The following is a 23,654-nucleotide window of genomic DNA, read 5'->3' as shown; positions in this document are numbered from 1 at the left end:
TTCCCCAGGAAGGACACAGCGAGATGGCCACCGAAATCCTCGTCCCCGTGCTGGGCGAATCGATCACCGAAGCGACCGTGGGCGAGTGGCTCAAGCAGCCCGGCGACGCGGTCGCGGCGGACGAACCCATTGCGAGCCTTGAGACCGACAAGGTCTCGGTCGAAGTCCCCGCCCCCGTCGCGGGCGTGATGGGCGCGCACGCCGCCAAGGTCGGCGACACCGTCAATGTCGGCGCGCTGCTCGGCACGATCGAGGCTGGCGCTGGCACCGCTGCGGCGCCCGCCGCCGCCGCGACCCCGGCACCGGCTCCTGCCCCGGCCCCTGCAGCCGAGCCTGCTGGCGATGTCGCCGCCGCCCTCTCCCCCGCCGTGCGTCGCGCGGTGCTGGAGCATGGCGTCGATCCCGCGACGATCACCGGCACCGGCAAGGACGGCCGCATCACCAAGGAAGACGTGGTCGCCGCCGCCTCGGCCAAGCCCGCCGCTGCTCCGGCCGCGACCCCGGCTCCCGCGCCCGCAGCAGCTCCGGCATCGACCGGCGACCGCAAGGAAGAGCGCGTGCGGATGACCCGCCTGCGCCAGACCGTCGCCCGCCGCCTCAAGGACGCGCAGAACACCGCGGCGCTGCTCACCACCTTCAACGACGTCGACATGACCGCCGTCATCGAAGCGCGCGCCAAGTACAAGGATCTGTTCGAGAAGAAGCACGGCGTCCGCCTCGGCTTCATGGGATTCTTCGTGAAGGCCGCGTGCATGGCGCTCAAGGACATCCCCGCCGTCAACGCCCAGATCGACGGCGATGAGATCGTCTATCACGACTATGCCGACATCTCGGTCGCGGTCAGCGCGCCGCAGGGCCTGGTCGTCCCCGTCATCCGCGACGCCGACCAGATGAGCGTCGCGCAGGTCGAAAAGACCATCGGCGACTTCGGCAAGCGCGCCAAGGACGGCACGCTCAAGATGGAAGAGATGAAGGGCGGCACCTTCACCATCTCCAACGGCGGCGTGTTCGGATCGCTGATGTCGACCCCGATCATCAACCCGCCGCAGAGCGCCGTGCTCGGCCTCCACCGCATCGAGGACCGCCCCGTGGTCCGCGACGGCCAGATCGTCATTCGCCCGATGATGTATCTTGCGCTCAGCTACGACCACCGCCTGATCGACGGGCGTGAGGCCGTGACCTTCCTCGTCGCGCTCAAGAACGCGATCGAGGACCCGACCCGCCTGCTGATCGACCTCTGAGGTCCGCGTGACCGAGCCGACCGAACCGATCTTCTCCTATGGAACGCTGCAGGATGCGGCGGTCCAGCAGGAGCAGTTCGGGCGGCTCCTCACCGGATCGGCGGACAGCGTGACGGGGTGGCGCGTCGGCCTCATCCGGATCAGCGATCCTGAGGTGGTGCGGCAGAGCGGCCTCACCCACCACAAGGCGCTGGTCGCGGACGAGAGCGCGCCGGCGATCGATGGAATGCTATATTGGCTGACGGCGGATGAACTGGCCGCGGCAGACGACTATGAATCCGGCGAATATGAGCGCCGCCGGGTGACGCTGGGATCGGGCCAATCGGCCTGGCTCTATGTTGCGGCACCCGGGCTGGACCTGGAGCATGACAATGGCTGAATACGACTTCGACGTCCTCGTGATCGGTGCCGGACCCGGCGGCTATGTCGCCGCAATCCGCGCGGCGCAGCTGGGGCTCAAGACCGCGTGCGCCGAGGGGCGCGAGACGCTGGGCGGCACCTGCCTCAATGTCGGCTGCATCCCGTCCAAGGCGCTGTTGCATGCGTCGGAACTGTTCGAGGAAGCCGCGGGCGGCCATCTCGCCAAGCTCGGCGTCAAGCTCGGCTCGGTCGAGCTCGACCTCGACGCGATGCACGGCCAGCGCAAGGACGCGGTCAAGGGCCTGACCGGCGGCATCGAATTCCTGTTCAAGAAGAACAAGGTCGAATGGCTCAAGGGCTATGCCGCCTTCACCGGCAAGGACAGCGTCAAGGTCGGCGACCGTGAGGTCCGCGCCAAGAACATCGTCATCGCCACCGGCTCCAGCGTCACCCCGCTTCCCGGCGTCGAGATTGACCAGCAGGTCGTCGTCGACTCGACCGGCGCGCTCGAACTCGCCAAGGTCCCCGAGCATCTCGTCGTCATCGGGGGGCGGCGTGATCGGCCTTGAGTTGGGCAGCGTGTGGCGCCGCGTCGGTGCGAAGGTGACCGTGGTCGAGTATCTCGACCAGATCCTTCCCGGCTTCGACGGCGATGTGCGCAAGGAAGCGCAGAAGCTGTTCAAAAAGCAGGGCATCGAGTTCAAGACCGGGACCAAGGTCACCGGCGTCGCGGTCAGCGGCGGCAAGGCGACGATCACCGTCGAACCCGCCAAGGGTGGCGCAGCCGAGACGATCGAGGCCGACAATGTCCTCGTCGCGATCGGCCGTCGTCCCAACACCGACGGCCTCAACCTCGAAGCCGCTGGCCTCACCGTCAACGCACGCGGCCAAATCGAGGTCGGGCATGAATTCGAGACCGCCGTTGACGGCATCTGGGCGATCGGCGACGTCGTCCCCGGCCCGATGCTGGCGCACAAGGCCGAGGATGAGGGCATCGCGGTCGCCGAGAATATCGCGGGCCTCACCGGCATCGTAAACCACGACCTGATCCCCAGCGTCGTCTACACCATGCCCGAAATCGCCGGCGTCGGCCTCACCGAGGAAGCCGCGAAGGAAAAGGGCGAGGTCAAGGTCGGCAAGTTCCCGATGGCCGGCAACAGCCGCGCCAAGACCAACCACAATACCGACGGCTTCGTGAAGGTGATCGCCGACGCCAAGACCGATCGCGTGCTCGGCGTGTGGATCATCACCAGCGTCGCGGGCACGATGATCGCCCAGGCGACCCAGGCGATGGAATTCGGCGCGACCAGCGAAGACATCGCTTACACCTGCCACGCCCATCCGACGCACAGCGAAGCGATCAAGGAAGCGGCGATGGCGGTGACGGGCAAACCGATCCACGTCTGATACGCGGACGCTATCCAACCGGTGCGAATGCCACCTATACTCTCTCCTTAAGTCCAAATTTAGAACGCATCTTCTATATAGGGGGTGAAGGAGAGGCGGGTGGGGCGCTGGCTGGGCAATATGTCGATCACGACGCGGACGGCGATCATGCTGTCCGCGCTCGTCGGGGCGATCTTCGTCATCGCCGGGCTGTTCTCATTCTTCGACGCCGACCGCCGAGCGCTCGCCACTGGCCTCTCGACACTCGACCATTATGCGCAACAGGTCGCGCGCCAGCAGGAGGAGCGGTTCGGGCGCATCCGCGAAACCCATGCGCGCGCGACCGAACTGCTCCGCGCCGAACTCGCGACCAATTCGCGACTTGAAAACCCCGCTGCGTTCGACGCGATGTTCGCGGTCGATCCGCGCGGTGGACGCCGCAGTGCTCCGGCGCTCTACGACGGCGGCACGACGCCGCTGGGTTACATGCGCGGCGTCGGTGCATTTATCCCGCAGGAGCCGGACGCAGAGAAGCGCAAGCTGCTGATGGCGGCGGCGGGCGTGGTCCATGGGCTTGGCGAGGGCGTTCGCCCGGCGATGGAAAGCCTCTATCTCTTCACTCCCCAGAACGAACTCGTCATGTTTGCGGCGGACCGCAAGGGATCGGCTCGCCTTCTATCGCAAAACCGCGCCCAGCACGCTGGACTTCCAGAAAGAGGAGTTCGCGACCATCTCGGCGCCCGCGAACAACCCGGGCCGCGCCATGCGCTGCACCTCGCTGCGCCACATCATCTACGACCGCAGTGGCGGCACCCTGGACCACCGGCTGCATGACCCCGGTCGACATCGGCGGGCGACATATCGGAACCTGGGGCACCAGCGTGCTGCTTGACCAGCTGTTGCTGCAAAGCGACTTCGCCGACGTTCCCGGTGCCGATGTCATCCTGATCTCACGCGAAGGGCGGCTGATCCACCACCCGGCCTATACGCAACAGCGCCGCATGGCTCCCGAATCGATGTTCGATCTGACCACGACCGCAGACCCGAACCTTCAGGCGCTGTGGCGCTTCGTGCAGGCCGAGGGTGACCGCCCCTTTCTGGGCAAGGCAGATACGATCCACGCCTTTGTCGCGATGCGCCGGATCGATGCGAATGGATGGTACGTCCTTGTCGCCCAGGACCCTGCGGTAATGCACGCCGCGTCGACCCGCACCGTGGTGCGTGTCGCGGTCACCGCAGCGATCTGTCTGATCCTTCAGGCGCTTGCGATCTTCCTGCTGATGGGCCGACAGGTCGGACAGCCGCTGCGCCGCCTGATCGACCGCACCCGTGCGCTCACCCGCCGCGCGCCACCCGCGCGCTATGTCGGCGACGACCGCGCGACCAGCCGCGACGAGGTGGTCCAGCTGACCCATGATTTCGACGCGATGGCCGAACGGTTGCTCAGCGCCCAGACCGAACTCGAACGCAAGGTCGCCGAACGCACCGCCGCGCTCAACCGGGCAAACCAGGAGTTGAAGCTCGCGGTGACGCTCGACCCGCTGACCGGCATTCCCAATCGCCGCCATCTGGTCAAAGAAGTCGATGCCAGGCTGCGCGACTGCAGACCGGAGTACCAGTATCTGCTGGTGCTCGACATCGACCATTTCAAGCGGATCAACGATGTACACGGCCACCCGGTCGGCGACCGCGCGCTGATTCAGGCCGCGAACGGAATCGCTTCGCTGCTGCGCGAGCATGATTTGTGCGGGCGGATCGGCGGCGAAGAGTTCGTCGCGCTCGTCGAAGCCGAGACCCGGGCGGAGGCGATGAACATCGCCGAGCGGGTCCGTTGCGGCATTGCCAGTCTCGAAACCCCCGGTCGCTACGGCGAGCCGGTGCGGATGACGATCAGCATCGGCGTGGCCGGAGCGCGCGACGGCGACGGGTTCGATGCGCTGTTCGCCCGCGCCGACGCCGCGCTCTATGAAGCCAAGCGTCGCGGCCGCGACCGGATCGTGTGGTACCGGGTCGGAACCCCGCCGCGCGAACGCGCAAAACGCGACGCCGCCTGACCCGAATCCCCGCGGCTTGCACAGCCTGCGATAGTGTTATACCAGTATAACACACTGAGGGGTTTCCACATGAATCGCTACGCACTCGGCCTTGCCGCCATCGTCCTTGCAACCACGCCCGCACGCGCGCTCGCGCAGGACCCTGCCCGGATGGATGCAGTGGTCCGTGACGATGCCGAAAAGGGTGAGTTCATGGGCGCGGTGCTGGTCGCACGCGATGGCGAGGTGCTGTTCGACAAGGGCTATGGTTCGGCCAACCTTGAATGGAAGATCCCCAATGACGGCGACACCAAGTTCCGCCTGGGCTCTGTCACCAAGCAGTTCACCGGGGTCGCGATACTGCTGCTTCAGGAACGCGGCAAGCTGACGCTCGACGCGCCGGTCAAGACCTACCTCCCCGACGCCCCTGCCGCCTGGGACAAGGTGACGGTCCGCCATTTGCTCAATCACACATCGGGCATCCCCAATTTCACCAGCTTCCCTGACTATGGCGGGACCAAGACGCTGCCCGCGACACATGCCAGCCTGGTCGCCCGCTTCCGCGACAAGCCGCTGGAGTTCCAGCCGGGCGAAAAGTGGAGCTACTCCAACTCCGGCTATGTCCTGCTGAGCGCGATCATCGAGAAACTGAGCGGCCAAAGCTATGCCGAGTTCGTCGCGGCGAACCTGTTCAAACCGCTCGGCATGGCAGACACCGGCTATGACAGCCACGCTGCGATCCTCCCGCGCCGCGCATCGGGCTATACCCCGTCAAAGGACGGGCCGATCAACGCCGATTACATCAGCATGACCATCCCGCAGGGCGCGGGCGCGCTCTATTCCACCACCCGCGACCTGCTGAAATGGCAGCGCGGCGTTTATGGTGGCAAGCTGCTCAGCCCAGCGTCGCTCGCCGCGTTCCGCACGCCGCAAAAGGACGGCTACGCACTCGGCATCGTCGTTCACAAGGCGGACGGCGTCACGACGCTGCAGCATGGTGGCGGGATCGAAGGCTTCAACACATTTCTCGCCTACGATCCCGATCGCAAGCTGACCGTCGTCGTGCTGGGCAATCTCAACGGACCGTCGCCGGACAAGCTAGCCAAGTCGCTGATGACCCTCGCCCGCGGCGGCGCGGTGGTGCTGCCGGGCGAGCGCAAAGCCACGACCGTCGCCCCCGACCAGCTTGCACAATATGAGGGCGTGTACGAGCTGGCCCCGACCTTTGCGATCACCATGCGGGTCAAGGACGGCAAGCTGATGACCCAAGCGACCGGGCAGCAGGAATTCGAGCTGTTCCCCGAGAGCAAGGACCGCTTTTTCCTCAAGGTCGTCGATGCGCAGGTCGAGTTCACGCGCGACACCAGCGGCAAGGTCACCGGGATGATCCTCCATCAGGGCGGGCGTTCGACGCCCGCTCCGCGGAAGTGATTTCCCTCTCCCATTGGGAGCGGGAGGGAGGCGCGAAGCCGGAAGGGTGAGGGCGACGCGACCACACATATGCCACTAGTTGACTAGGAAACATTCTTCGGATAGTTTCCTAGTCAACATGATCAGCGCCCCTCTTGATTCCCACACCGGCTACTGGCTCCGTGCCGTGTCCAACCACGTCTCCGCCGCTTTCGCGCGCAAGGTCGAGGCACGGGGCGTCACCGTCGCTGAATGGGTCGTCCTCCGCGCGCTGGCCGACGACCCCGCCACGCGCCCCGCGCGCCTCGCAGAGCGGCTGGCGCTGACCCCCGGCGCGGTCAGCAAGCTTGGCGACCGGCTTGAGGCGAAAAAAGCTTGTCGTTCGCACCCCCCTTCCCGACGACCGCCGCGCCCATCACCTCGCGCTGACCGACGCGGGAGCCGCGCTCGTTCCCGAACTCGCCAGCCTCGCCGACGCCAACGAATCCGAATGGTTCGGCGAACTCACCCCCGACGATCGCGCCGCACTCGACCGCATCCTGCGCCAGCTCGCCGAACAGCACGGCCTGCGCGCCGCCCCGCTCGACTGAAGGACCCACGATGACCGAAGATCAGCAAAGCATCGCCCGCGACTGTCTTTCCGGTGCGGAGGCCAATCGTCTCAGCTTCCCCGAGATCGTCGGCGCGCTGATCGACGCCGGATTCGACTCGTATCTCGTCGATTATCGCCGCAACACTGCAACCTATTACCGCCCCGACGGAACGGCGTTCGACCTGCCGACGCATATCGGCACCAGGCCTGTCGCGGCCGCTTTCGATGCTTCAGCCGTCCGCGCCGCCATAGCCGAGGCACAGGCGAACGCCCCCGGCTACACCTATCTCGGCTTTGGTGAGAAGGTCCGCGCGGCCGGGTGCGCCGGCTATCTCGTCAGCTTCCCCGGTCGCCGCGTCCTATACTTCGGCCGCGACGGGGACACACATGTCGAACATTTCCCCAGTTGAGCGCGGTCAAAGCCGCTCCCCCGGTTTCGCCGCGAACCGGTCGATCGCCGCCAGTTCCTCGGCGCTGAAGTCCAGCGTCTTCACCGCATCCAGCGAATTGTCGAGCTGCTCCACAGTCCGCGCTCCGATCAGCGCGGAGGTGACGCGAGAATCTCGCAGCACCCAGGCGATCGCCATTTGCGCCAGGCTCTGCCCGCGCGCTGTGGCGATGTCGTTGAGCCCGCGCAACCGCGCCACCAGCGCATCGGTCAGCCGCTCACGCCGCAGCGAAAAATCCTTCGCTGCGCGCGCGTCCTCGGGCACGCCGTTGAGGTAGCGTCCGCCGAGAAGGCCCTGCGCCAGCGGCGAAAAGGCGATGCACCCCGCCCCTGCCTCTTCCAGCGCATCGAGCAACCCATCTTCGATCCAGCGGCTCAGCATCGAATAATCGGGCTGGTGGATCAGCAGCGGCACGCCCTCGGCACGCAGGATCTCCGCCGCGCGCCGCGTCGCCTCGGGCGTGTAGCTGGAGATTCCGACATAGAGCGCCTTGCCCTGGCGGTGGATCTGCACCAGCGCGCCGATCGTCTCCGCGATCGGCGTGTCGGGGTCCATGCGGTGCGAGTAGAAGATGTCGACATAGTCGAGCCCCATGCGGCGCAGCGACTGGTCGAGGCTGGCGATCAGATACTTGCGGCTGCCGCCATCGCCATAGGGACCGGGCCACATGTCCCACCCCGCCTTGGTCGAGACGATCAGCTCGTCGCGATGGGGCTTGAGGTCGCTCGCCAGCACCCGCCCGAACGTCTCCTCCGCCGATCCGTAGGGCGGGCCGTAATTGTTCGCGAGGTCGAAATGCGTGACCCCGCGGTCGAACGCGCGCCGCAGCATCGCGCGCCCGGTCTCGTACACATCGACCCCACCGAAATTCTGCCACAGCCCCAGCGACACCGCAGGCAGCACGATCCCGCTGCGCCCGCACCGGCGATAGGGCATGGCGCCGGCATAGCGCTCGGCGGCGGGGACATAGCTCATCTGGGCGCTCCTCAGGTTCGGCGCGGTGATGGCCGCACCCGCCGCGAACGGCAAGGGCGTACGTTTTCTGACAGCCTATCGCCCGCTGCCGTTGCGAGGCGTAGGATCAGGAGCGAAAGGAAACGCCGATGTTCTGCGCCTTTGCCCTCGCTTTGTGCATGACCCCGCCGCCGATGCAACATGCCCGCCCCGACCCGATTATCGATATCGCCAAGGGCAAACCCGAAATGGCGGCCGCGATCCGAACCGCCCGCGAAGGTCTTCCCGATTTCTTCAAGCGCTATGCGGCACCAGGCCGGGGCGAGAGCTATTTCCTGGTCAAATACGACCTTGTGCCCGGAAAGGTCGACGAGTTCATCTGGGCGCGGGTCGTCGCGCGCGGCGATGGCGTCACCACCGCAATCCTCGTCAACAACCCGCGTGCGCCGGGGTATCGCCGGGGTCAGAGCGTGACGATCCCCGATGCGGCCGTGATCGACTGGAGCTATGTGCGCGACGGCAAGCGGGTCGAAGGCGCCTTCACCACCCGCGCGCTGCTGTCGATGGTCAGCCCGGCCGAAGCGGCCGCGCTGCGCAAATCTCACGGCTGGGACTGACCGCGCGTCAGCCCCGCCGCGACCAATGTCAGCCCGCCTGCGGCAATCGCCGCGATCCACAGCGCCGCGTCCGCCGCGCTCACCGCCGTCCGCGCGCCCAGCACCACGCCGACCGCAAACCCCAGCCACAGCATCAGATGCGGCACGAACGCCCAGCGGTCGGCATCGCCCATCAGCGCCCCCGCCAGCCGCTGCGCCATCCGCACCAGAGATCCGGTCATATACGACACGCCGATCGCCACCTCGCCATCGCGCGCGAACACGCCGTTCTCCATCCCCATCGCAGCCGCGACCAGCAGCAGCGGGAGCGGCCCCGGCAGCACCATCCACAGCGTCGCCGCCAGCGCCAGCGTGAGCGTCACCGCGCCCAGCACCGCGACCTTGCGCCGCTCGGCAAAGCGCCGCGCAATGATCGTCGCGATCATCACCCCCGCGACGAACGCCAGGATCAGCGCCGCCGCCAGCAATGCCGTCCCGTCCGCCAGCCCGATCCCGACGCCCAGCCGGGTGGAATTGCCGCTCATGAACGACACGAAATAGCCGCCCAGCCGAGTGAACGCGATCGCATCGACGAACCCGGCTAGCGCCGCCAGCGCGACGGCGAGCGCGATGAAGCGGGGGGCATAGTCCTTCATCCGCCGCATTCTCCACAGCAGTCCCGCCGCGCCAAGCCGAAAAGCGCATCGCCGATTGAACCGAATGCCGCTTCGGGCGCACCTAGTCCGCATGAACGGGGAAGCACATCGGGCGGACCGCGCCACCGACAGCTGGCTGGTCGTCGCGGCACAGGCGGGGGATCGGCGCGCGCTCGACCGGCTGGTCGCACGCTGGCACCGTCGGCTGGTCGCGCATGGCTGGCGCCTGACCGGCGACCGCGCGATGGCCGAGGAGGCAGTGCAGGCGGCGTGGATCGACATCTTGCGCGGCATCCGCAGCCTGCGCGACGAACGCGCCTTCCCCGCCTGGGCCTATCGCATCGTAACCCGCAAGACTGCCGGAGCCATCGGCGCGCGGGTCGCCGAGCGCGCCCTCGCGACCGAATTTGCGGATGCACCTGCCGCCGCAGCGCCCGATCCCGACGCCTCAGTCGAGGGCAGCGAACTGCGCCGCGAAGTCGCCGCGCTCCCGCCCGGCCACCGCGCCGCCGTCGCGCTCCATTATTTCGAGGGGCTGAGCATCGCCGAAACCGCGGTCGCGCTCGGCATCCCCGCCGGAACCGTCAAGACCCGCCTGATGCACGCCCGCGCCAGGCTGAAAACCCGATTGGAAGGAGAACCCCATGCGTGACCATGACATCGACGCCGCGATTGCGGCCGAAGAACGCGAATTGCTGCGCCAGATCGGCGAGGAGCCGGGCTATCTGACCCAGGTCGGCTCGCTGTTCGGCGGCAGCCTCGGCTGGACCAGCGCGGTGGTGCTCGTCGCCCAAACTCTGATGTTCTTCGCCGGAGTCTATGCCGCCTGGCAATTCTTCGCCGCGACCGAGACGCTGGAGGCGCTGCGCTGGGGTTTCCCCGCGATGACGCTGATCATCGTCGCGACGATCTTCAAGGCGGCGATGCTCCCCGTGCTGCACATCCAGCGCGTGCTGCGCACCCTCGCCCGGCTTGGGGTCGGCGCGGCGCGTTGACCCACGGGGCGCGGGGTGAGACAGGATAACCATGTCCCCCACCCCCCTCCCGCTCGGCACCGTCCTGCCCTGGCTCGACCTGTTCGGCATCGCGGTGTTCGCCGCGACCGGCGCGCTCGCCGCAACGGGCCGGGGGCAGACCTTCGTCACTGCCGCCTTTTTCGCGCTGGTCACCGGAGTCGGCGGCGGCACGATCCGCGACCTGTTGATTGGGGCACCCGTCTGGTGGGTTCACCACCCCTTCGTCGCCGCCCTGTGCCTTGGCGTCGCCGCGCTGATCTGGATCACCCCGCAGCGCTGGTGGCAGGGACAGGGTTTCGACTGGCTCGATGCCGCTGGGCTCGCCGCTTATGCGGTATTCGGCGCAGCCAAGGCATTGAGCTTCGGCATCCCGCCGGTCCCCGCGATGCTGATGGGGGTGCTCACCGCCTGCGCCGGGGGGATCATCCGCGACGTGCTGGCGGGCGAGCCGTCGATCCTGATGCGCCCCGAACTGTACGTCACCGCCGCTGCGCTCGCCTCGGGGCTCCACGTCGCACTGACGCTCGCGGGGCTGCCGCTCTACGCCGCCGGGTTGCTTGCGGCGAGCGCGGGCTTTGCGCTGCGTGCGGCGGCGATCCGGTGGAAGCTGGCGCTCCCCGCCTATCGCGGCGGTCGCTGAGACTTGCGCACGGCGCGATGGTTTGAGACCATCGCGCCATGATCGAGGCGAGTCGCGGATACCAGTTCCTCGACCAGGGCGAGGATCGACGTCGGGAGGGCAATCCCGACGCCGCACGCCGCTGCTTCGCTGAGGCCATCGCCGCCTTCCACGCCGATTGCGATCTCTCCGGTGAGGCACGCGCGCTGACCCGTCAGGCCCAGATCGCGCGCGACGCGGGCGATCTCGACTGGGCGCAGCACGATCAGCAGGCGGCGATCGCCCTGCTCCGCCAGGCCGGCGACGGCCACGCCCTCGCCCATGCGCTGCGCCATGCCGGGGACATCTTCCTTGAAGCGGGCGATCAGGATCACGCCGCCGCCGCGCTCGCCGAAAGCTTCGTCCTCTACGAAGCCTCGCCCGACGTATCGCCGCTTGAGATCGCCAATGCGGTGCGCAGCGTCGCTCTGCTCGCCGAGGCGCTGGACGAACCCGAACAGGCCCTGATGATGTGGCAGGACGCGCGCGAACGCTATGCCGAGGCACTCGGGCCGGAGGGCAATCCGGGGGTGGCTGAGGCCGACGCGCATATCGCCGACCTCGCCTGATCGCCGCACCGGCTTTACGCGGGTCGAGCGGTCAGGGCGCGACCAGCCAGGCGACCGCTGACTCGCGCGTATCGAACATCGCGATATCGGGGCGAAGCTTTTGCAGCCGTGTCACCTGCATCCGCGCGGTTGCGGTGGTCACGACGAAGGCGATCTTGCGTGCCCAGATCTTGCGTACCGCCGGGTGATCCAGTGTCGCCAGCGTCCGGTCGATCGTCGCGGTCGGCATGCCGGGCACCGCGCTCATGTCATAGAGCGTCGCATGCTTGCCGATATCCGGCCCGAAAGTCTGGATGCCGGCCCGAAGCTCCTCGCCGGCCCAGGACGAATCTTCGGGGCCGAGCATCGAGAAGACGGTCAGGATGACCAGCTTGCGCTCGCGATCGACCTCCAGCCGGTAGGTATCCTCTCCCTGCATGAAGGCATTTTAGGAAAAGATGGCGGCCAAGTCATTTACTGCGGCGAAAATTATTAGCCCCGTACCACCCCGACTTCACTGAACGGCTTCGGCTCGACCGGGGGCATCGCACTGTCGTTCAACGCGCATTGCCAGATGCCAATGTCGATCCAGCGGCCCTGCTTGAAACCGATCTCGCGCAGCTGGCCGGCACGGCGAAAACCGACCTGCTCGTGCGTCTTGATCGAATTGTCGTTGGGCAGCGAGATCACCCCGATCGCCTGGGTAAAGCCTTGCGCGCGCAGCGTGTCGATCAGCGCCTCATAGAGCAGTCTACCCACGCCCTGCCCCTGCACCGCACCCGCGACATAGACCGATGTCTCGACAACATAGCGATAGGCGGCGCGCTCACGGAATTTGGTGGCATAAGCATAGCCCAGCACCCCGCGCCCCTCGCTGTTGGTCGCGACGATCCACGGATACAGCCCGTCCGACGCCTCCATCCGCCCGCGCATTGCGCGCGCATCAGGCGGGTCGAACTCGAAGCTCACCGTTCCGGTCAACACATAGGGCGCATAGATTGCGGCGATCGCCGCGGCGTCCCCCGGCTCTGCGGCGCGAAGCTGGATCTGTATCAAGTTACTCGCTTTCTCACAGGCCCAGCTTTGCGATCACCAGGTCAATCAGCCGCAGGTCCGCCCGTGCCGTACCGCTCGATGCGGGGCCATAGGCTCCGCACTCAAGGCACCGCGCCTGCATCGACGACGCGCCCGCCAGCCTTTTTGCGTCGCCCAGCGCCTGGGCCAGCACCGCGCGGCGATCCCCGGCGATCCGGGCATAGAGGTCGCCGCCGCTCTCGGGCGTCGCCTCGTCCTCCTCGTCGCTGTCGCCGCCCGACAAGAAGCCGGCGACTAACTGGCCGAACCAGTCGGGTTTCTTTTCCAGGAACACCGCATGGGTCTTGGCGGGATCGAGCTTGGCGCGCTTCGCCGCTTCGGCAATCGCCGCGTCGAGATTTCCGAACCGGTCGACCAGCCCAAGCTGGCGCGCGGTGCCGCCGTCCCACACGCGACCCTGGCCGATCTCATCGACCCGCGCGGTGGTCATTCTGCGCGACCCGGCGACGAGGCCGATGAAGCGGCGATACCCCTCCTCGATCCCCGATTGCAGCACGCGGTCAACCTCGGCGTTGGTGCCGGCGTAGAAGTCGGGCTGGCCGGTCAGCGGGGTGGTCTTCACCCCGTCTGACGTCACCCCGATCTTGGCCAGCGTATTCTCGAACGTCGGCAGGACGCCGAAAATGCCAATCGAACCCGTAATCGTGTTCGGTTCGGCAAAGATGACATCGGCCGGGGTCGAGACCCAGTAACCGCCACTCGCCGCCAGGCTGCCCATCGACACCACGATCGGCAGGCCCTGTGCCTTGGCCTGAAGGATCGCCTGACGAATCCGTTCGGAGGCCAGCACAGACCCACCCGGCGAATCGACGCGCACGACCAGCGCCTTCAGCTTTTTCTCGGCCAGTCCCTTCAACAGCAAATTGGCGATGGTGTCGCCCGCCGCGATGCCCGGCCCCGCCTTGCCATCGACAATCTCGCCGGCGACGGTGATGACGCCGATCGCGTCACCGGTCTTGGGTGCGGGATTGGTCTCCAGCCAGTTGGCGAGCTTGATCGTCTTGTAGCTGCCTGCGGGCTTGCCTGCATCGACGCCGGCAATCTCGGCAACGCGCTTGCCGAACGCCAGCCGGTCACCCAGCTTGTCGACCATACCCAATTGCTGGTTCATCTTGGCAAAATCGCCCTGCGCCGCCGCAACCGCTTCGGCCGGCGCGGTCAACAGCGGCGCGATCCGCGCCTTGGGCCGCGCCTTCTTCACCGCTTCCTGCCACTGCCCAAAGATAGCGCCGTACAGCGCCTCATTGGCCTCGCGCGCCTCGGGCGACTGCTGGGTCAGGATATAGGGCTCGACCGCCGACTTGAACTTGCCGACCTTGTAGACGTGCGTGGTGACGCCCAGCTTGTCGATCAGCCCCTTGTAATAGAGGCGCGATCCGCCGGGCCCACTGAACAGCGTGCCGCCCAGCGGATTGACCCAGATCTCGCTGGCGTTCGCGGCGAGTAGATAGCTCGAGTCGCTGTAGGCGGTGGCATAGGCCAGCACCGGCTTCTTCGCATCGCGCACCCGCCGGATCGCGTCGCCCACTTCCTCGATCGCGGCGGGATAGCCACCGCCGAACCGGTCGAGGTCGAGCACCACGACCTTGACCCGCGCATCGTCCTTGGCCGCGTCGAGCGCACGGACTAGGTCGCGCATGCGATGTTCGCGCGGAGCTTCGCCGCCGCCGATCCCGCCGAACGGGTCGGCCTCGGCCGGCTGTTCGACGATCGTGCCGTCGATCGCCAGCAGCAGCGCGCCGTCCTTGACCGCGCCCGGATTGGGCCGCGCGGACAACAGCATGAACAGCGCCGCGAAGAAGAACAGCATGAACAACAGGACCAGTGCGTCCTTGATGCCGACGAGCAGCTTCCATGCGCCGCGTACCAGTTTCACGTCTGAAAATCTCCGAAATGCCCCGCACCGATTGACGCACAGGTAAAGCTATGGGGCAAGGAATAATGGCACTGTGTTAACAGCGCAATACAGATGGCGAATATCTCGCAAAGCACCGGTCACCGACAAATTGAGTTAATGGGGCACCGACCCCGTTGACGACCGGTATGGCTGCGCCCATATCGCCGCTGCTGGCACTCGCTTCAGGTGAGTGCCAGCAACTTCAACCAACGTTCAGGAGAGCTCCATGAACTTTCGTCCGCTGCACGACCGCGTGCTCGTCCGCCGCGTCGAGGCAGAAGCCAAGACCGCCGGTGGCATCATCATCCCCGACACCGCCCAGGAAAAGCCGCAGGAAGGCGAAGTCGTCGCCGCCGGTTCGGGTGCGAAGAACGAAAAGGGTGAAGTCACCCCGCTCGACGTCAAGGCCGGCGACCGCATCCTGTTCGGCAAATGGTCGGGCACCGAGGTCAAGGTCAATGGCGAAGACCTGCTGATCATGAAGGAAAGCGACATCCTCGGGATCGTCGGCTGAACCTTCGCCAGTTCACGTTAGTCATCTTCCAGATTTTGAAAGGGTTTCCATCATGGCAGCCAAGGACGTAAAATTCAGCCGCGACGCGCGTGAGCGCATCCTGCGCGGCGTCGACATCCTCGCCGACGCGGTGAAGGTCACGCTGGGGCCGAAGGGCCGCAACGTCGTGATCGACAAGAGCTTCGGCGCCCCGCGCATCACCAAGGACGGCGTCAGCGTCGCCAAGGAAATCGAACTCAAGGACAAGTTCGAGAATATGGGCGCGCAGATGGTCCGCGAGGTCGCCTCGAAGACCAACGACGTCGCCGGCGACGGCACCACCACCGCCACCGTGCTCGCCCAGGCGATCGTGCGTGAGGGCATGAAGTCGGTCGCGGCCGGCATGAACCCGATGGACCTGAAGCGCGGCATCGACCTTGCCGTGACCAAGGTTGTCGCGGACCTGCAGTCGCGTTCGAAGCCGGTTTCCGGCTCGAGCGAGATCGCCCAGGTCGGCATCATCTCGGCCAATGGCGACCGTGAAGTCGGCGAGAAGATCGCCGAGGCCATGGAAAAGGTCGGCAAGGAAGGCGTGATCACGGTCGAAGAGGCCAAGGGTCTCGAATTCGAGCTGGACGTCGTCGAAGGCATGCAGTTCGACCGCGGCTACCTCTCGCCCTACTTCATCACCAACCCGGAGAAGATGGCGGTCGAGCTCAACGACCCGTACATCCTGATCCACGAGAAGAAGCTGTCGAACCTCCAGTCGATGCTTCCGATCCTCGAGGCGGTCGTGCAGTCGGGTCGCCCGCTCCTGATCATCGCCGAGGACATCGAGGGTGAGGCGCTCGCCACGCTGGTCGTCAACAAGCTGCGCGGCGGCCTGAAGGTCGCAGCGGTCAAGGCTCCGGGCTTCGGCGATCGTCGCAAGGCGATGCTGGAAGACATCGCGATCCTGACCAAGGGCGAAGTGATCAGCGAAGACCTGGGCATCAAGCTCGAGTCGGTCACGCTGGGCATGCTCGGCACCGCCAAGCGCGTGTCGATCGACAAGGACAACACCACCATCGTCGACGGTGCGGGTGAAGCCGATGCGATCAAGGGCCGCACCGACGCGATCCGTCAGCAGATCGAAGTCACGACTTCGGACTATGACCGCGAGAAGCTCCAGGAGCGTCTGGCGAAGCTGGCCGGCGGCGTCGCCGTCATCAAGGTCGGCGGCGCTTCGGAAGTCGAAGTGAAGGAGCGCAAGGACCGCGTCGACGACGCGCTGCACGCAACCCGCGCAGCCGTCGAAGAAGGCATCGTCCCCGGTGGTGGCACCGCGCTGCTGTACGCGACCAAGGCGCTCGACGGTCTGACCGGCGTCAACGAGGACCAGACCCGCGGCATCGACATCGTCCGCAAGTCGCTGACCTCGCTGGTTCGCCAGATCGCGGCGAATGCCGGCCATGACGGCGCGGTCGTGTCGGGCAAGCTGCTCGACCAGTCGGATACGTCGTTCGGCTTCAACGCCGCGACCGACGTGTATGAGAACCTGGTCACCGCCGGCGTGATCGACCCGACCAAGGTCGTCCGCACCGCGCTGCAGAACGCGGCCTCGGTCGCCGGCCTGCTCATCACCACCGAAGCGGCGGTGAGCGAGCTGCCGGAAGACAAGCCCGCCATGCCCATGGGCGGCGGCGGCATGGGCGGCATGGGCGGCATGGATTTCTGATCGAGAACGGCCTGAGCCAAGCACGCTTGGCTCAGGACTCGTTCCGATCCGGACGGCGGGTCGGCTTCGCCGAACCCGTCCGACGCCCCGGCTTTGCCGGCGCGGGATCCAGAAGCCCGGCAACCACACCGGACAAAAAGGGCCGGGGAGGCGACTCCCCGGCCCTTTTCGTTACGCAACGCTACCCGTTACTCACCGCATCCCGAGCAATCGGAATGCCGCAATCGCCTGATCCATCGTCTCACGCTCGCCCGGAGCCTCATCGCTCGGCGGCGGCGCGCTGACCATGATGCTGCCCACGCTGTAGCGCGGCAGCTTCGCCCGCTTCTCCTTGGGCAGGCTTGCCGCCACCGGCAGCCGTCGCCCGAAATCGCTGGGCAGTGCGTGGCGGTGATATCCGCTGCGCCACACGACGCGATATTTGCTCGGCACCGTCCGCCACGGCCCGTCGGCGCGCATCATGTCGCGGCCGCAGCGGGTGCAGCGGGTGAAGAAATATCCCTCGTTCCAGATCTCGTCGCCCGGCTGATGGCCGGTCAGGTGACAGCGCGCCATGGCCCCCACCCTCGCTTACTGAAGCTTGGTTGCGGAGTGGACCAGTGCGACCAGGTGCGGATCGTCGGACTTCATCGCATCCTCGATCGACCAGATTTCGAAGGTCTCTCCGGTACCGACGAACAGCGCGACATTGGCGATGCCGGCGACCGCGCGTGCCCAGCTCGGCAGTTTCACGAATTCGTTGGGCCGCCAGAATTCCTCGCAGAACCCGAACAGGCGGCGCGACGGGGCGGGCGGCGGCGGAACGGCGCGGCGCGCGGCGCTCTCCGCATTTTCAGTCTGCTGGTCGTCGCAGTTCATCGTCAGTTGCTGCCACCACTGGACGCTCGATCCGACCAGGCAGTTCTGCGACCCGTGCAGGCCAAGAAAGATGCTCGGCCCGTCACTGGTCACGTTGCGGCGGACAAACGAGGGAAGGCGCACCAGGCCATTGGCCTTCACCGGAACAATGCAGTGACCGGCATAGGGAACGAAACCACCCATCGGACGGGGCCGCGACGGGCGGGCCGGAGGGGCCGGGGCGAAGCGACCATCGGTCGGGGCGAACAGGCTGCGGCCGTTTCCGGACGCTGCAGGCCAGGGGGCGATCCTTCCGCCGCGCGGGGCAATTTGAACGCTTTCGAACGCTACATTACGCATGACCATCTCCGTACCCGACTCACGGTCTCAACAAGCACCTTTTCCCTCGATTCATGGTTAATTTGCGATATCGGGATTCTACGATCAGAGAATCTACAACTCGTAAAATGACGATTCGACGCGCAGTCGCCATAATATTCTCTATGAAAATATTTTAGCCATCTCGGGAATTATGTATTATAGTGCAATGACTATACATAGATATACACAGCCTGTGCTTTGCGATTCTAAATTTATCCTTAAAAACATCTATAAAATTCTTGGGCACCAAAGAGACGCATCAACGCGAGCGATTCTCATCTTGATGGCTGGCAAATGAAGGAATCATCGCAACTCCGCGAGTCGCGGCGGTCGACATTGGGAAAATACGGAGCCGCAGGACCGTCCGATCCGGGCAGATTTCCGGGTCGGAAACGAAAGTAATTTCTCCCGATTGCGCGCCCCGCCTGCGACGCATCACAGGGGAATCGCGGTCGCTCAAAGACATGCCGCAGCTTGGGGAAATTTAACGCTTCGGCGTTAGGCCATGCGCGTGATCCAGGGTCAGCAGGAACGGCAATGAACGCGGTAACCGCTATTGACGCAGCAAGCGCTCGCGCGCCTGCGCGCACTGCGCCCCGCGCCGGGCGCGCGACGGCGCGGGTCGAGATACTGCCGCTCGGCACACCCGGCCCCACGCTCGCTGCGGATTGGGATGCCCTCGTCGCCGACGCCGCCGAGGCCGATGTGTTCGCCGAGCGCTGGTTTGCCGAGGCCAGCCGAACCCTCTCGCCTGCCGGTGTCCGCCAGTTCCTTGTCCGTCGCGGCGATCAGCTGATCGCGCTGATGCCCATCGTCGCCGCGAGCCGCTATGGCCACATCCCCATGCGCCACAGCGAGAATTGGGCCCACTACCACCGCTTTCTCGGCGCTCCGCTTCTCCGCCGCGGGGATGAAGTCGAGGCGTGGACCGCAATTCTGGGCGCGCTCGACGCCGACCGCGATGCGGGTGCGCTGCTCCATATCAGCGGAATGGTCGAGGGCGGCCCCGCGCATCGCGGGCTGATCGAAGCCGCGCGACAGCTGGGTCGGCCCTGCGACACGGTTCATCGGATCGAGCGCGCGATGCTGTCGAGCACGCTGTCGCCCGAGGACTATTACGCGGCCACGGTGCGGAAAAAGAAGCGCAAGGAACTGGCGCGGTTGCGCACCCGACTGATGGAGCAGGGCAAGGTCGAAACTCGTCGCCTCGCTCCCGATGCGCCGGTGCAGCCATGGATCGACGCCTTCCTCGCGCTCGAACGCGCCGGATGGAAGGGTGAGGCCGGCTCCGCGCTTGCATGCACCCCGGAGACCGCAAGCTTCTTCAACGAGGTCGTCGGCGGCGCGCATCGGGCGGGCAAGCTCGACATGCTGCGCATCGATCTCGATGGAGCGCCGGTCGCGATGCTGGTCAATCTGCTCGCCGCGCCCGGTGCCTTCTCGTTCAAGACCGCGTTCGACGAACGGCTGTCACGCTTCTCGCCCGGGGTGCTGATCCAGATCGAGAATCTTCAGCTGCTGGCGCGCGGCGATACTGGCTGGATCGACAGCTGCGCGGTCGAGAACCACCCGATGATCAACAGCCTGTGGGGCGAACGCCGCGCGATCGTCCGGGTCTCGGTGCCGCTCGCGGGCGCGCGCCGGCGCGCGATGTTCACCGCAGCGCGCGGGCTGGAGAAGGCCGCCGCGAGCCTGCGCCGACTCCGCACCCCGCACCCTGCCCCCGTCGTGGAGAGCGACACATGACGACCCCGATCTTCGACGCCGAAGCGCGCTCCGCCTTTTCCGCCCTCTATCCCGAGCGGTCGGGCGTGTTCGGCCATCAGCTGTGCGGTCACGAGTTGTTCGAACTCGATGCGCTGGTCGCGCTGTCGCAGCGCATCCGCCCGGTCGATGTCGAACAGAATCTCGCCAACATTCCGGTCGGGATCGACCCGTCCGACCTCAAGTCCAACGGGCTGTCGGTCGAGGAGTCGATCCGCTCGATCGAGGAAAATGGCTCATGGATGGTGCTGAAATTCGTCGATCAGGACCCGCTCTACCGCAACCTGCTCGACACCGTCCTAGACGAAATCGAGCCGCTGGTCGCGCGCAGCACCGGCGCGATGCTCAAGCGCGAGGCGTTCATCTTCGTCTCCTCGCCCGGCGCGGTCACACCCTTCCATATCGACCCGGAGCACAACATCCTGATGCAGCTGCGCGGGGAGAAGGTGATGACCGTCTTCCCGGCCGCAGATCCTGAACTGGTGCCCGGCGCGCTGCAGGAGGCGTTCCATGAGGGCGGACATCGCAACCTGCCGTTCCGCGACAGCTTCGCCGCCAAGGGCACGCCACTGCGCCTGACGCCGGGCGATGCGCTGTACGTGCCGGTCAAGGCACCGCACTGGGTGCAGAATGGCGACGCGATGTCGATCTCGCTGTCGGTCACCTGGCGCTCCGAATGGAGCTATCGCGAGGCGGACGCGCATGCACTAAACCGCCTGCTGCGCAAGGCTGGGCTCGACCCGGCAATGCCCGCACGTTTTCCGAGCCAGAACCATCTCAAGTCGGTCGCCTGGCGCGGCATCCAGAAGGCGCGACGCATGACGGGCCACGCCGAATGACCGCGCATTTCCCGCTGATCGAGGCCGCATCGGCGCGGGTTGAGGCACGCATCCTCGACTCGCTTGACGCACTGCGCATCGATGCGGCGGGAATGCTCGACCGCCCGTTTCAGTGCGGCCAATATGATCGGATCGACTGGCTGGCGCTGACCGCCCGGCACCTCTGGCCCGACGCGCCGCTCGCCGTCGCGTCAGCGCGGCAGGGACCGCATGCGCTGTGGCTCCCGCTGCGGGATATCGGCACGGGCCGGGCGCGCGGCTTTGCCAGTTGGTACACACTCGCCTTCGCACCCATCGCGACCCCGGGCTGTCCGGCGGGGGTCCGCGCGACGCTGCTCGCCGCGCTGGTCGGTGAAGTCGCCAGGCGCTTCGGCGCGCTGACGCTGTGGCCGCTGGAACCCGATGTCGCGGCGCAGTTGCAGGCCGCGTTCCGCAGCGCCGGCTGGGTCGCAATCGACCGGGTCGAGGCGGCACACTGGGTCGCCCATACCGGGGGGCTTGATTTCGACGCCTATTGGGCACGTCGCGGCTCGAAGCTGCGCAACACCGTCCGCCGTCGTGCCAGGAACAGCCCCGTCGAGACGATGATCTTCGACGGCTTCGATGCCGAGGCGTGGGCGGCCTATGAGGCGGTCTATGCCGGAAGCTGGAAACCGAACGAGGGCTCGCCCGCCTTTGTCCGCGCCTTTGCCGAACAGGAGGGCGCGGCGGGCACGTTGCGACTCGGCATTGCGCTGCGCGACGGCCAGCCGGTCGCCGCCCAATTCTGGACGGTCGAAAATGGCGTTGCGACCATTCACAAGCTTGCACATCTGGAGAGTGAACGCGCCCATTCGCCCGGCACCCTGCTGTCCCATGCAATGTTCCGCCACGTCCTGAACCACGACCGCCCCGACCTGATCGACTATGGCAATGGCGACGAGGGCTATAAGGCCGAATGGATGGATGAACGCCGTGCGCGATACCGACTGCGGCTGTTCAACCCGCGCAGCCTGAGCGGGCTGTCGGCGGCAGCGTTGACGGGCGCCCAGACGCTGCTGCGTCGCTTCGGTCGCTGACATACTGGTGCGACCGGACGGTGCACCCTAAAGCCGCGATATGCGCGCCGCCGACCATCGCCTTCCGCTGATCCTGCTGCCGATCGCGCTGTTCGGGATCTTCTTCCACTGGCAGATCCTCGACATCGCCAATGTCGGCTGGCTGCTGCGCGGCACCGACAATGGCGAGAATGCGCTGGGGCTCCATGCCTGGCTCCACGATCCCGCGCCCGGCTTCCTGCGCACCACCCTGCTCGGCGCGCCGGAAGGGACGCCGTTGCTGTTCACCGACAGCAACCCGTTGCTTTCGGCGATCGGGTTTCTGCTGAAATGGGCGCTGCCCGCCGATGCGCAGCTGATCGGATGGTGGCTGCTCGCCTGCATGTTCCTCCAGGTCTTCTTCGCGTGGTTGCTGCTCCGCCGCTATGCGCCCGGCCCGGTCGCCCTGTGGTGCGGCGTGCTGTTGCTCGCGGCGCTCCCGAGTTTGTTCAATCGCGTCATCCATGTGAACCTCATGGCGCATTGGCTGATCCTGTGGGCGCTCTGGCGGTTCGACGATCCCCAGCGCTCGGCATCCAATCGCGGATGGGCGGTGCTGATCGCACTCACCACCTTCGTTCACAGCTATCTGCTAGTCATGGTCGCCGCGATCTGGGCAAGCGCGATGCTCGAGCGGCTGGGCAGGGATCGCAGCGCCGCGCCGCGGCTGATCGGCGAGGGGGCCGCCATGGTCGCGATGGTGCTCGCGATCGCCTGGACCCTCGGCGTGTTCGGCGACTTTCAGGCCTCGGGGAATTACGGTGCCTTCGCGATGCCGCTCGATGCATTGTGGAACCCGGCCGTCGAGACCTATTCGACGTTCCTCCCCGCGATCGAGCAGCGGCCCGGACGCGCGTTTGAGGGGTTTCAGTATCTCGGCCTCGGCCTCCTGATCCTCCTCCCCGCCGCTGCGTTGCTCGCGCGTCGCCTCCCCCGCCCCGGACCAGATGCCACAGAGAGCCTCACGCGCTATCGCTGGCTGATCCCGGCGCTGGTCGCGCTTACCCTGCTGGCAATCAGCACCTATCCCGATATCGCGGGATACGCGCTTCCGAGACTCCATCTGCAAGCCGACATTGCCAACGCGCTCGACGCGGTGCGCGCGTCAGGGCGGCTGTTCTGGCCGGTCGCCTATGTGCTGATCTTCGTCGCGCTGCGGATCCTGTATCGCCTGCCCGAGCGTACCGCGCGGCTCGCGCTGATCGCCGCTACAGTCATTCAGGTCGCCGATCTCGCCCCGATGGCCGTCGCGATCCGCGCGCAGTCTGCAGAGGCGCGCCGCGCGCCACTCTATATCCGCACCGCTTCGCCCGAATGGGACCGCATCATCGCCCAGGCCGACGACATCGCCTTCGTCCCCGGCGACGTGACCAAGGGACTCGGCCATTTTCAGGAGATCGCCTGGCGCGCGGCAAAGGCCGGGGTGCCGGTACGCAGCGTCTATGTCGCGCGCGTCTCCCACGCCAGCGCGGCACGACAAGAGGCAGAATCAGCCCGCTTCCGTGCCGGAGAGGTCGTTCCCGGCCGCCTCTACATCCTGATCGACGGCGAGCGGGTGCCACCGCCGCTGATGCTCCAGGCACGCCCGCTCGACGGGGTCACGATCGTGTTCGAACCAAAGCGCTAGAGTTTGTTTCAGCAGCGCTGAATCCGACT

Annotated in this window: 25 protein-coding genes and 2 pseudogenes; 20 read left to right on the top strand and 7 right to left on the bottom strand. The window is 66.4% G+C overall.

Going from position 1 to position 23,654, the window contains the following annotated elements; genetic code table 11:
- Positions 1-23: 23 nt before the first annotated feature.
- The 9 genes and pseudogenes from odhB to LRS08_RS13485 all read left to right on the top strand — a co-directional run bounded on the left by odhB (position 24) and on the right by LRS08_RS13485 (position 7,432).
- Positions 24-1,241: a 2-oxoglutarate dehydrogenase complex dihydrolipoyllysine-residue succinyltransferase gene (odhB, locus tag LRS08_RS13520; protein ID WP_257843199.1), complete on the top strand. Its 1,218-nt coding sequence runs from the start codon at positions 24-26 to the stop codon at positions 1,239-1,241.
- A 7-nt stretch (positions 1,242-1,248) separates the two neighbouring features.
- Positions 1,249-1,620 carry a gamma-glutamylcyclotransferase family protein gene (locus LRS08_RS13515; protein WP_257843200.1) on the top strand — a complete coding sequence of 124 codons (372 nt, stop codon included), beginning with the start codon at positions 1,249-1,251 and terminating at the stop codon, positions 1,618-1,620.
- Positions 1,613-3,008 (top strand): annotated as a pseudogene (gene lpdA / locus LRS08_RS13510) (dihydrolipoyl dehydrogenase). Before LRS08_RS13515 ends, lpdA begins: the two are co-directional and overlap by 8 nt.
- Before the next feature lie 99 nt (positions 3,009-3,107).
- Positions 3,108-3,821 (top strand): hypothetical protein, encoded by a 714-nt coding sequence (locus LRS08_RS13505; protein ID WP_260480838.1) that lies wholly within the window; start codon positions 3,108-3,110, stop codon positions 3,819-3,821.
- Positions 3,791-5,041, top strand: coding sequence for a diguanylate cyclase (locus LRS08_RS13500; protein WP_260480837.1), 1,251 nt, complete (start codon positions 3,791-3,793; stop codon positions 5,039-5,041). The genes LRS08_RS13505 and LRS08_RS13500 overlap by 31 nt, the downstream gene beginning before the upstream one ends.
- A 69-nt stretch (positions 5,042-5,110) precedes the next feature.
- Positions 5,111-6,451, top strand: a complete 1,341-nt coding sequence (locus tag LRS08_RS13495) for a serine hydrolase (RefSeq protein WP_257843203.1) — start codon at positions 5,111-5,113, stop codon at positions 6,449-6,451.
- A gap of 118 nt (positions 6,452-6,569) precedes the next feature.
- A pseudogene (locus LRS08_RS20325) lies at positions 6,570-6,749 on the top strand (hypothetical protein); the annotation flags it as partial.
- A 40-nt stretch (positions 6,750-6,789) separates the two neighbouring features.
- On the top strand, positions 6,790-7,020 hold the full coding sequence (locus LRS08_RS13490) for a MarR family winged helix-turn-helix transcriptional regulator (protein ID WP_260480836.1): 231 nt from the start codon (positions 6,790-6,792) through the stop codon (positions 7,018-7,020).
- Positions 7,021-7,030: 10 nt separating this feature from the next.
- Complete coding sequence (locus LRS08_RS13485) at positions 7,031-7,432, top strand: hypothetical protein (RefSeq protein ID WP_257843205.1); 402 nt, start codon at positions 7,031-7,033, stop codon at positions 7,430-7,432.
- 6 nt (positions 7,433-7,438) lie between these two features.
- Here the strand turns inward: LRS08_RS13485 and mgrA are convergent, their stop codons facing one another.
- Entirely contained in the window at positions 7,439-8,446 is a 1,008-nt protein-coding gene (gene mgrA, locus LRS08_RS13480; protein ID WP_260480835.1) for an L-glyceraldehyde 3-phosphate reductase, read from the bottom strand.
- 158 nt (positions 8,447-8,604) lie between these two features.
- On the opposite strand from mgrA, the gene LRS08_RS13475 reads away from it, so the two are divergent.
- Complete coding sequence (locus LRS08_RS13475) at positions 8,605-9,042, top strand: DUF2314 domain-containing protein (RefSeq protein WP_260480834.1); 438 nt, start codon at positions 8,605-8,607, stop codon at positions 9,040-9,042.
- Here the strand turns inward: LRS08_RS13475 and LRS08_RS13470 are convergent.
- On the bottom strand, positions 9,027-9,677 hold the full coding sequence (locus LRS08_RS13470) for a YoaK family protein (protein WP_257843208.1): 651 nt from the start codon (positions 9,675-9,677) through the stop codon (positions 9,027-9,029). The two genes, LRS08_RS13475 and LRS08_RS13470, sit on opposite strands and share 16 nt — an antisense overlap.
- Before the next feature lie 91 nt (positions 9,678-9,768).
- Between LRS08_RS13470 and LRS08_RS13465 the strand changes: the two genes are divergently transcribed.
- The 4 genes from LRS08_RS13465 to LRS08_RS13450 are packed head-to-tail and all read left to right on the top strand — an operon-like array spanning position 9,769 to position 11,920.
- On the top strand, positions 9,769-10,329 hold the full coding sequence (locus LRS08_RS13465) for an RNA polymerase sigma factor (RefSeq protein ID WP_257843209.1): 561 nt from the start codon (positions 9,769-9,771) through the stop codon (positions 10,327-10,329).
- A complete protein-coding gene (locus tag LRS08_RS13460) occupies positions 10,322-10,672 on the top strand; it encodes a DUF6768 family protein (protein ID WP_257843210.1) in 351 nt (116 codons plus the stop codon). The genes LRS08_RS13465 and LRS08_RS13460 overlap by 8 nt, the downstream gene beginning before the upstream one ends.
- Positions 10,673-10,703: 31 nt before the next feature.
- The gene (locus LRS08_RS13455) at positions 10,704-11,333 is read left to right on the top strand and encodes a trimeric intracellular cation channel family protein (RefSeq protein ID WP_260480833.1); all 630 of its coding nucleotides are present in this window, start codon (positions 10,704-10,706) and stop codon (positions 11,331-11,333) included.
- A gap of 38 nt (positions 11,334-11,371) precedes the next feature.
- Positions 11,372-11,920 carry a hypothetical protein gene (locus LRS08_RS13450; protein ID WP_257843212.1) on the top strand — a complete coding sequence of 183 codons (549 nt, stop codon included), beginning with the start codon at positions 11,372-11,374 and terminating at the stop codon, positions 11,918-11,920.
- 31 nt (positions 11,921-11,951) lie between these two features.
- Here the strand turns inward: LRS08_RS13450 and LRS08_RS13445 are convergent, their stop codons facing one another.
- Genes LRS08_RS13445 through sppA form a run of 3 tightly spaced genes read right to left on the bottom strand, consistent with a single transcriptional unit; the run spans position 11,952 to position 14,870 of the window.
- Entirely contained in the window at positions 11,952-12,338 is a 387-nt protein-coding gene (locus LRS08_RS13445) for a hypothetical protein (protein WP_257843214.1), read from the bottom strand.
- 53 nt (positions 12,339-12,391) lie between these two features.
- A complete protein-coding gene (locus LRS08_RS13440; RefSeq protein WP_257843215.1) occupies positions 12,392-12,955 on the bottom strand; it encodes a GNAT family N-acetyltransferase in 564 nt (187 codons plus the stop codon).
- Positions 12,956-12,968: 13 nt separating this feature from the next.
- A complete protein-coding gene (gene sppA / locus LRS08_RS13435) occupies positions 12,969-14,870 on the bottom strand; it encodes a signal peptide peptidase SppA (RefSeq protein ID WP_257843216.1) in 1,902 nt (633 codons plus the stop codon).
- A gap of 247 nt (positions 14,871-15,117) precedes the next feature.
- Between sppA and groES the strand changes: the two genes are divergently transcribed.
- Positions 15,118-15,405 carry a co-chaperone GroES gene (gene groES / locus LRS08_RS13430; RefSeq protein ID WP_066660780.1) on the top strand — a complete coding sequence of 96 codons (288 nt, stop codon included), beginning with the start codon at positions 15,118-15,120 and terminating at the stop codon, positions 15,403-15,405.
- A 52-nt stretch (positions 15,406-15,457) separates the two neighbouring features.
- Positions 15,458-17,101 (top strand): chaperonin GroEL, encoded by a 1,644-nt coding sequence (groL, locus tag LRS08_RS13425; protein ID WP_257843217.1) that lies wholly within the window; start codon positions 15,458-15,460, stop codon positions 17,099-17,101.
- Positions 17,102-17,293: 192 nt separating this feature from the next.
- Here the strand turns inward: groL and LRS08_RS13420 are convergent, their stop codons facing one another.
- Together LRS08_RS13420 and LRS08_RS13415 are read right to left on the bottom strand one after the other, a co-directional pair.
- The gene (locus LRS08_RS13420; protein WP_257843219.1) at positions 17,294-17,656 is read right to left on the bottom strand and encodes a hypothetical protein; all 363 of its coding nucleotides are present in this window, start codon (positions 17,654-17,656) and stop codon (positions 17,294-17,296) included.
- Positions 17,657-17,671: 15 nt separating this feature from the next.
- Positions 17,672-18,142, bottom strand: coding sequence for a hypothetical protein (locus LRS08_RS13415; RefSeq protein ID WP_260480832.1), 471 nt, complete (start codon positions 18,140-18,142; stop codon positions 17,672-17,674).
- Positions 18,143-18,856: 714 nt separating this feature from the next.
- Between LRS08_RS13415 and LRS08_RS13410 the strand changes: the two genes are divergently transcribed.
- The 4 genes from LRS08_RS13410 to LRS08_RS13395 are packed head-to-tail and all read left to right on the top strand — an operon-like array spanning position 18,857 to position 23,625.
- Entirely contained in the window at positions 18,857-20,065 is a 1,209-nt protein-coding gene (locus tag LRS08_RS13410) for a GNAT family N-acetyltransferase (RefSeq protein ID WP_257843221.1), read from the top strand.
- A complete protein-coding gene (locus LRS08_RS13405; RefSeq protein ID WP_257843222.1) occupies positions 20,062-20,922 on the top strand; it encodes a cupin-like domain-containing protein in 861 nt (286 codons plus the stop codon). The genes LRS08_RS13410 and LRS08_RS13405 overlap by 4 nt, the downstream gene beginning before the upstream one ends.
- Positions 20,919-21,980 carry a GNAT family N-acetyltransferase gene (locus LRS08_RS13400; RefSeq protein WP_257843223.1) on the top strand — a complete coding sequence of 354 codons (1,062 nt, stop codon included), beginning with the start codon at positions 20,919-20,921 and terminating at the stop codon, positions 21,978-21,980. Before LRS08_RS13405 ends, LRS08_RS13400 begins: the two co-directional genes overlap by 4 nt.
- Positions 21,981-22,020: 40 nt before the next feature.
- Positions 22,021-23,625, top strand: coding sequence for a DUF6311 domain-containing protein (locus tag LRS08_RS13395; RefSeq protein WP_257843224.1), 1,605 nt, complete (start codon positions 22,021-22,023; stop codon positions 23,623-23,625).
- Positions 23,626-23,654: the final 29 nt, after the last annotated feature.

Origin of the sequence: Sphingomonas sp. J315 (assembly GCF_024666595.1) — a bacterium.
Taxonomy (GTDB): domain Bacteria; phylum Pseudomonadota; class Alphaproteobacteria; order Sphingomonadales; family Sphingomonadaceae; genus Sphingomonas.
Note: the sequence above shows the minus strand (reverse complement) of the source record. Positions and strands in the feature narration are given on the sequence as shown.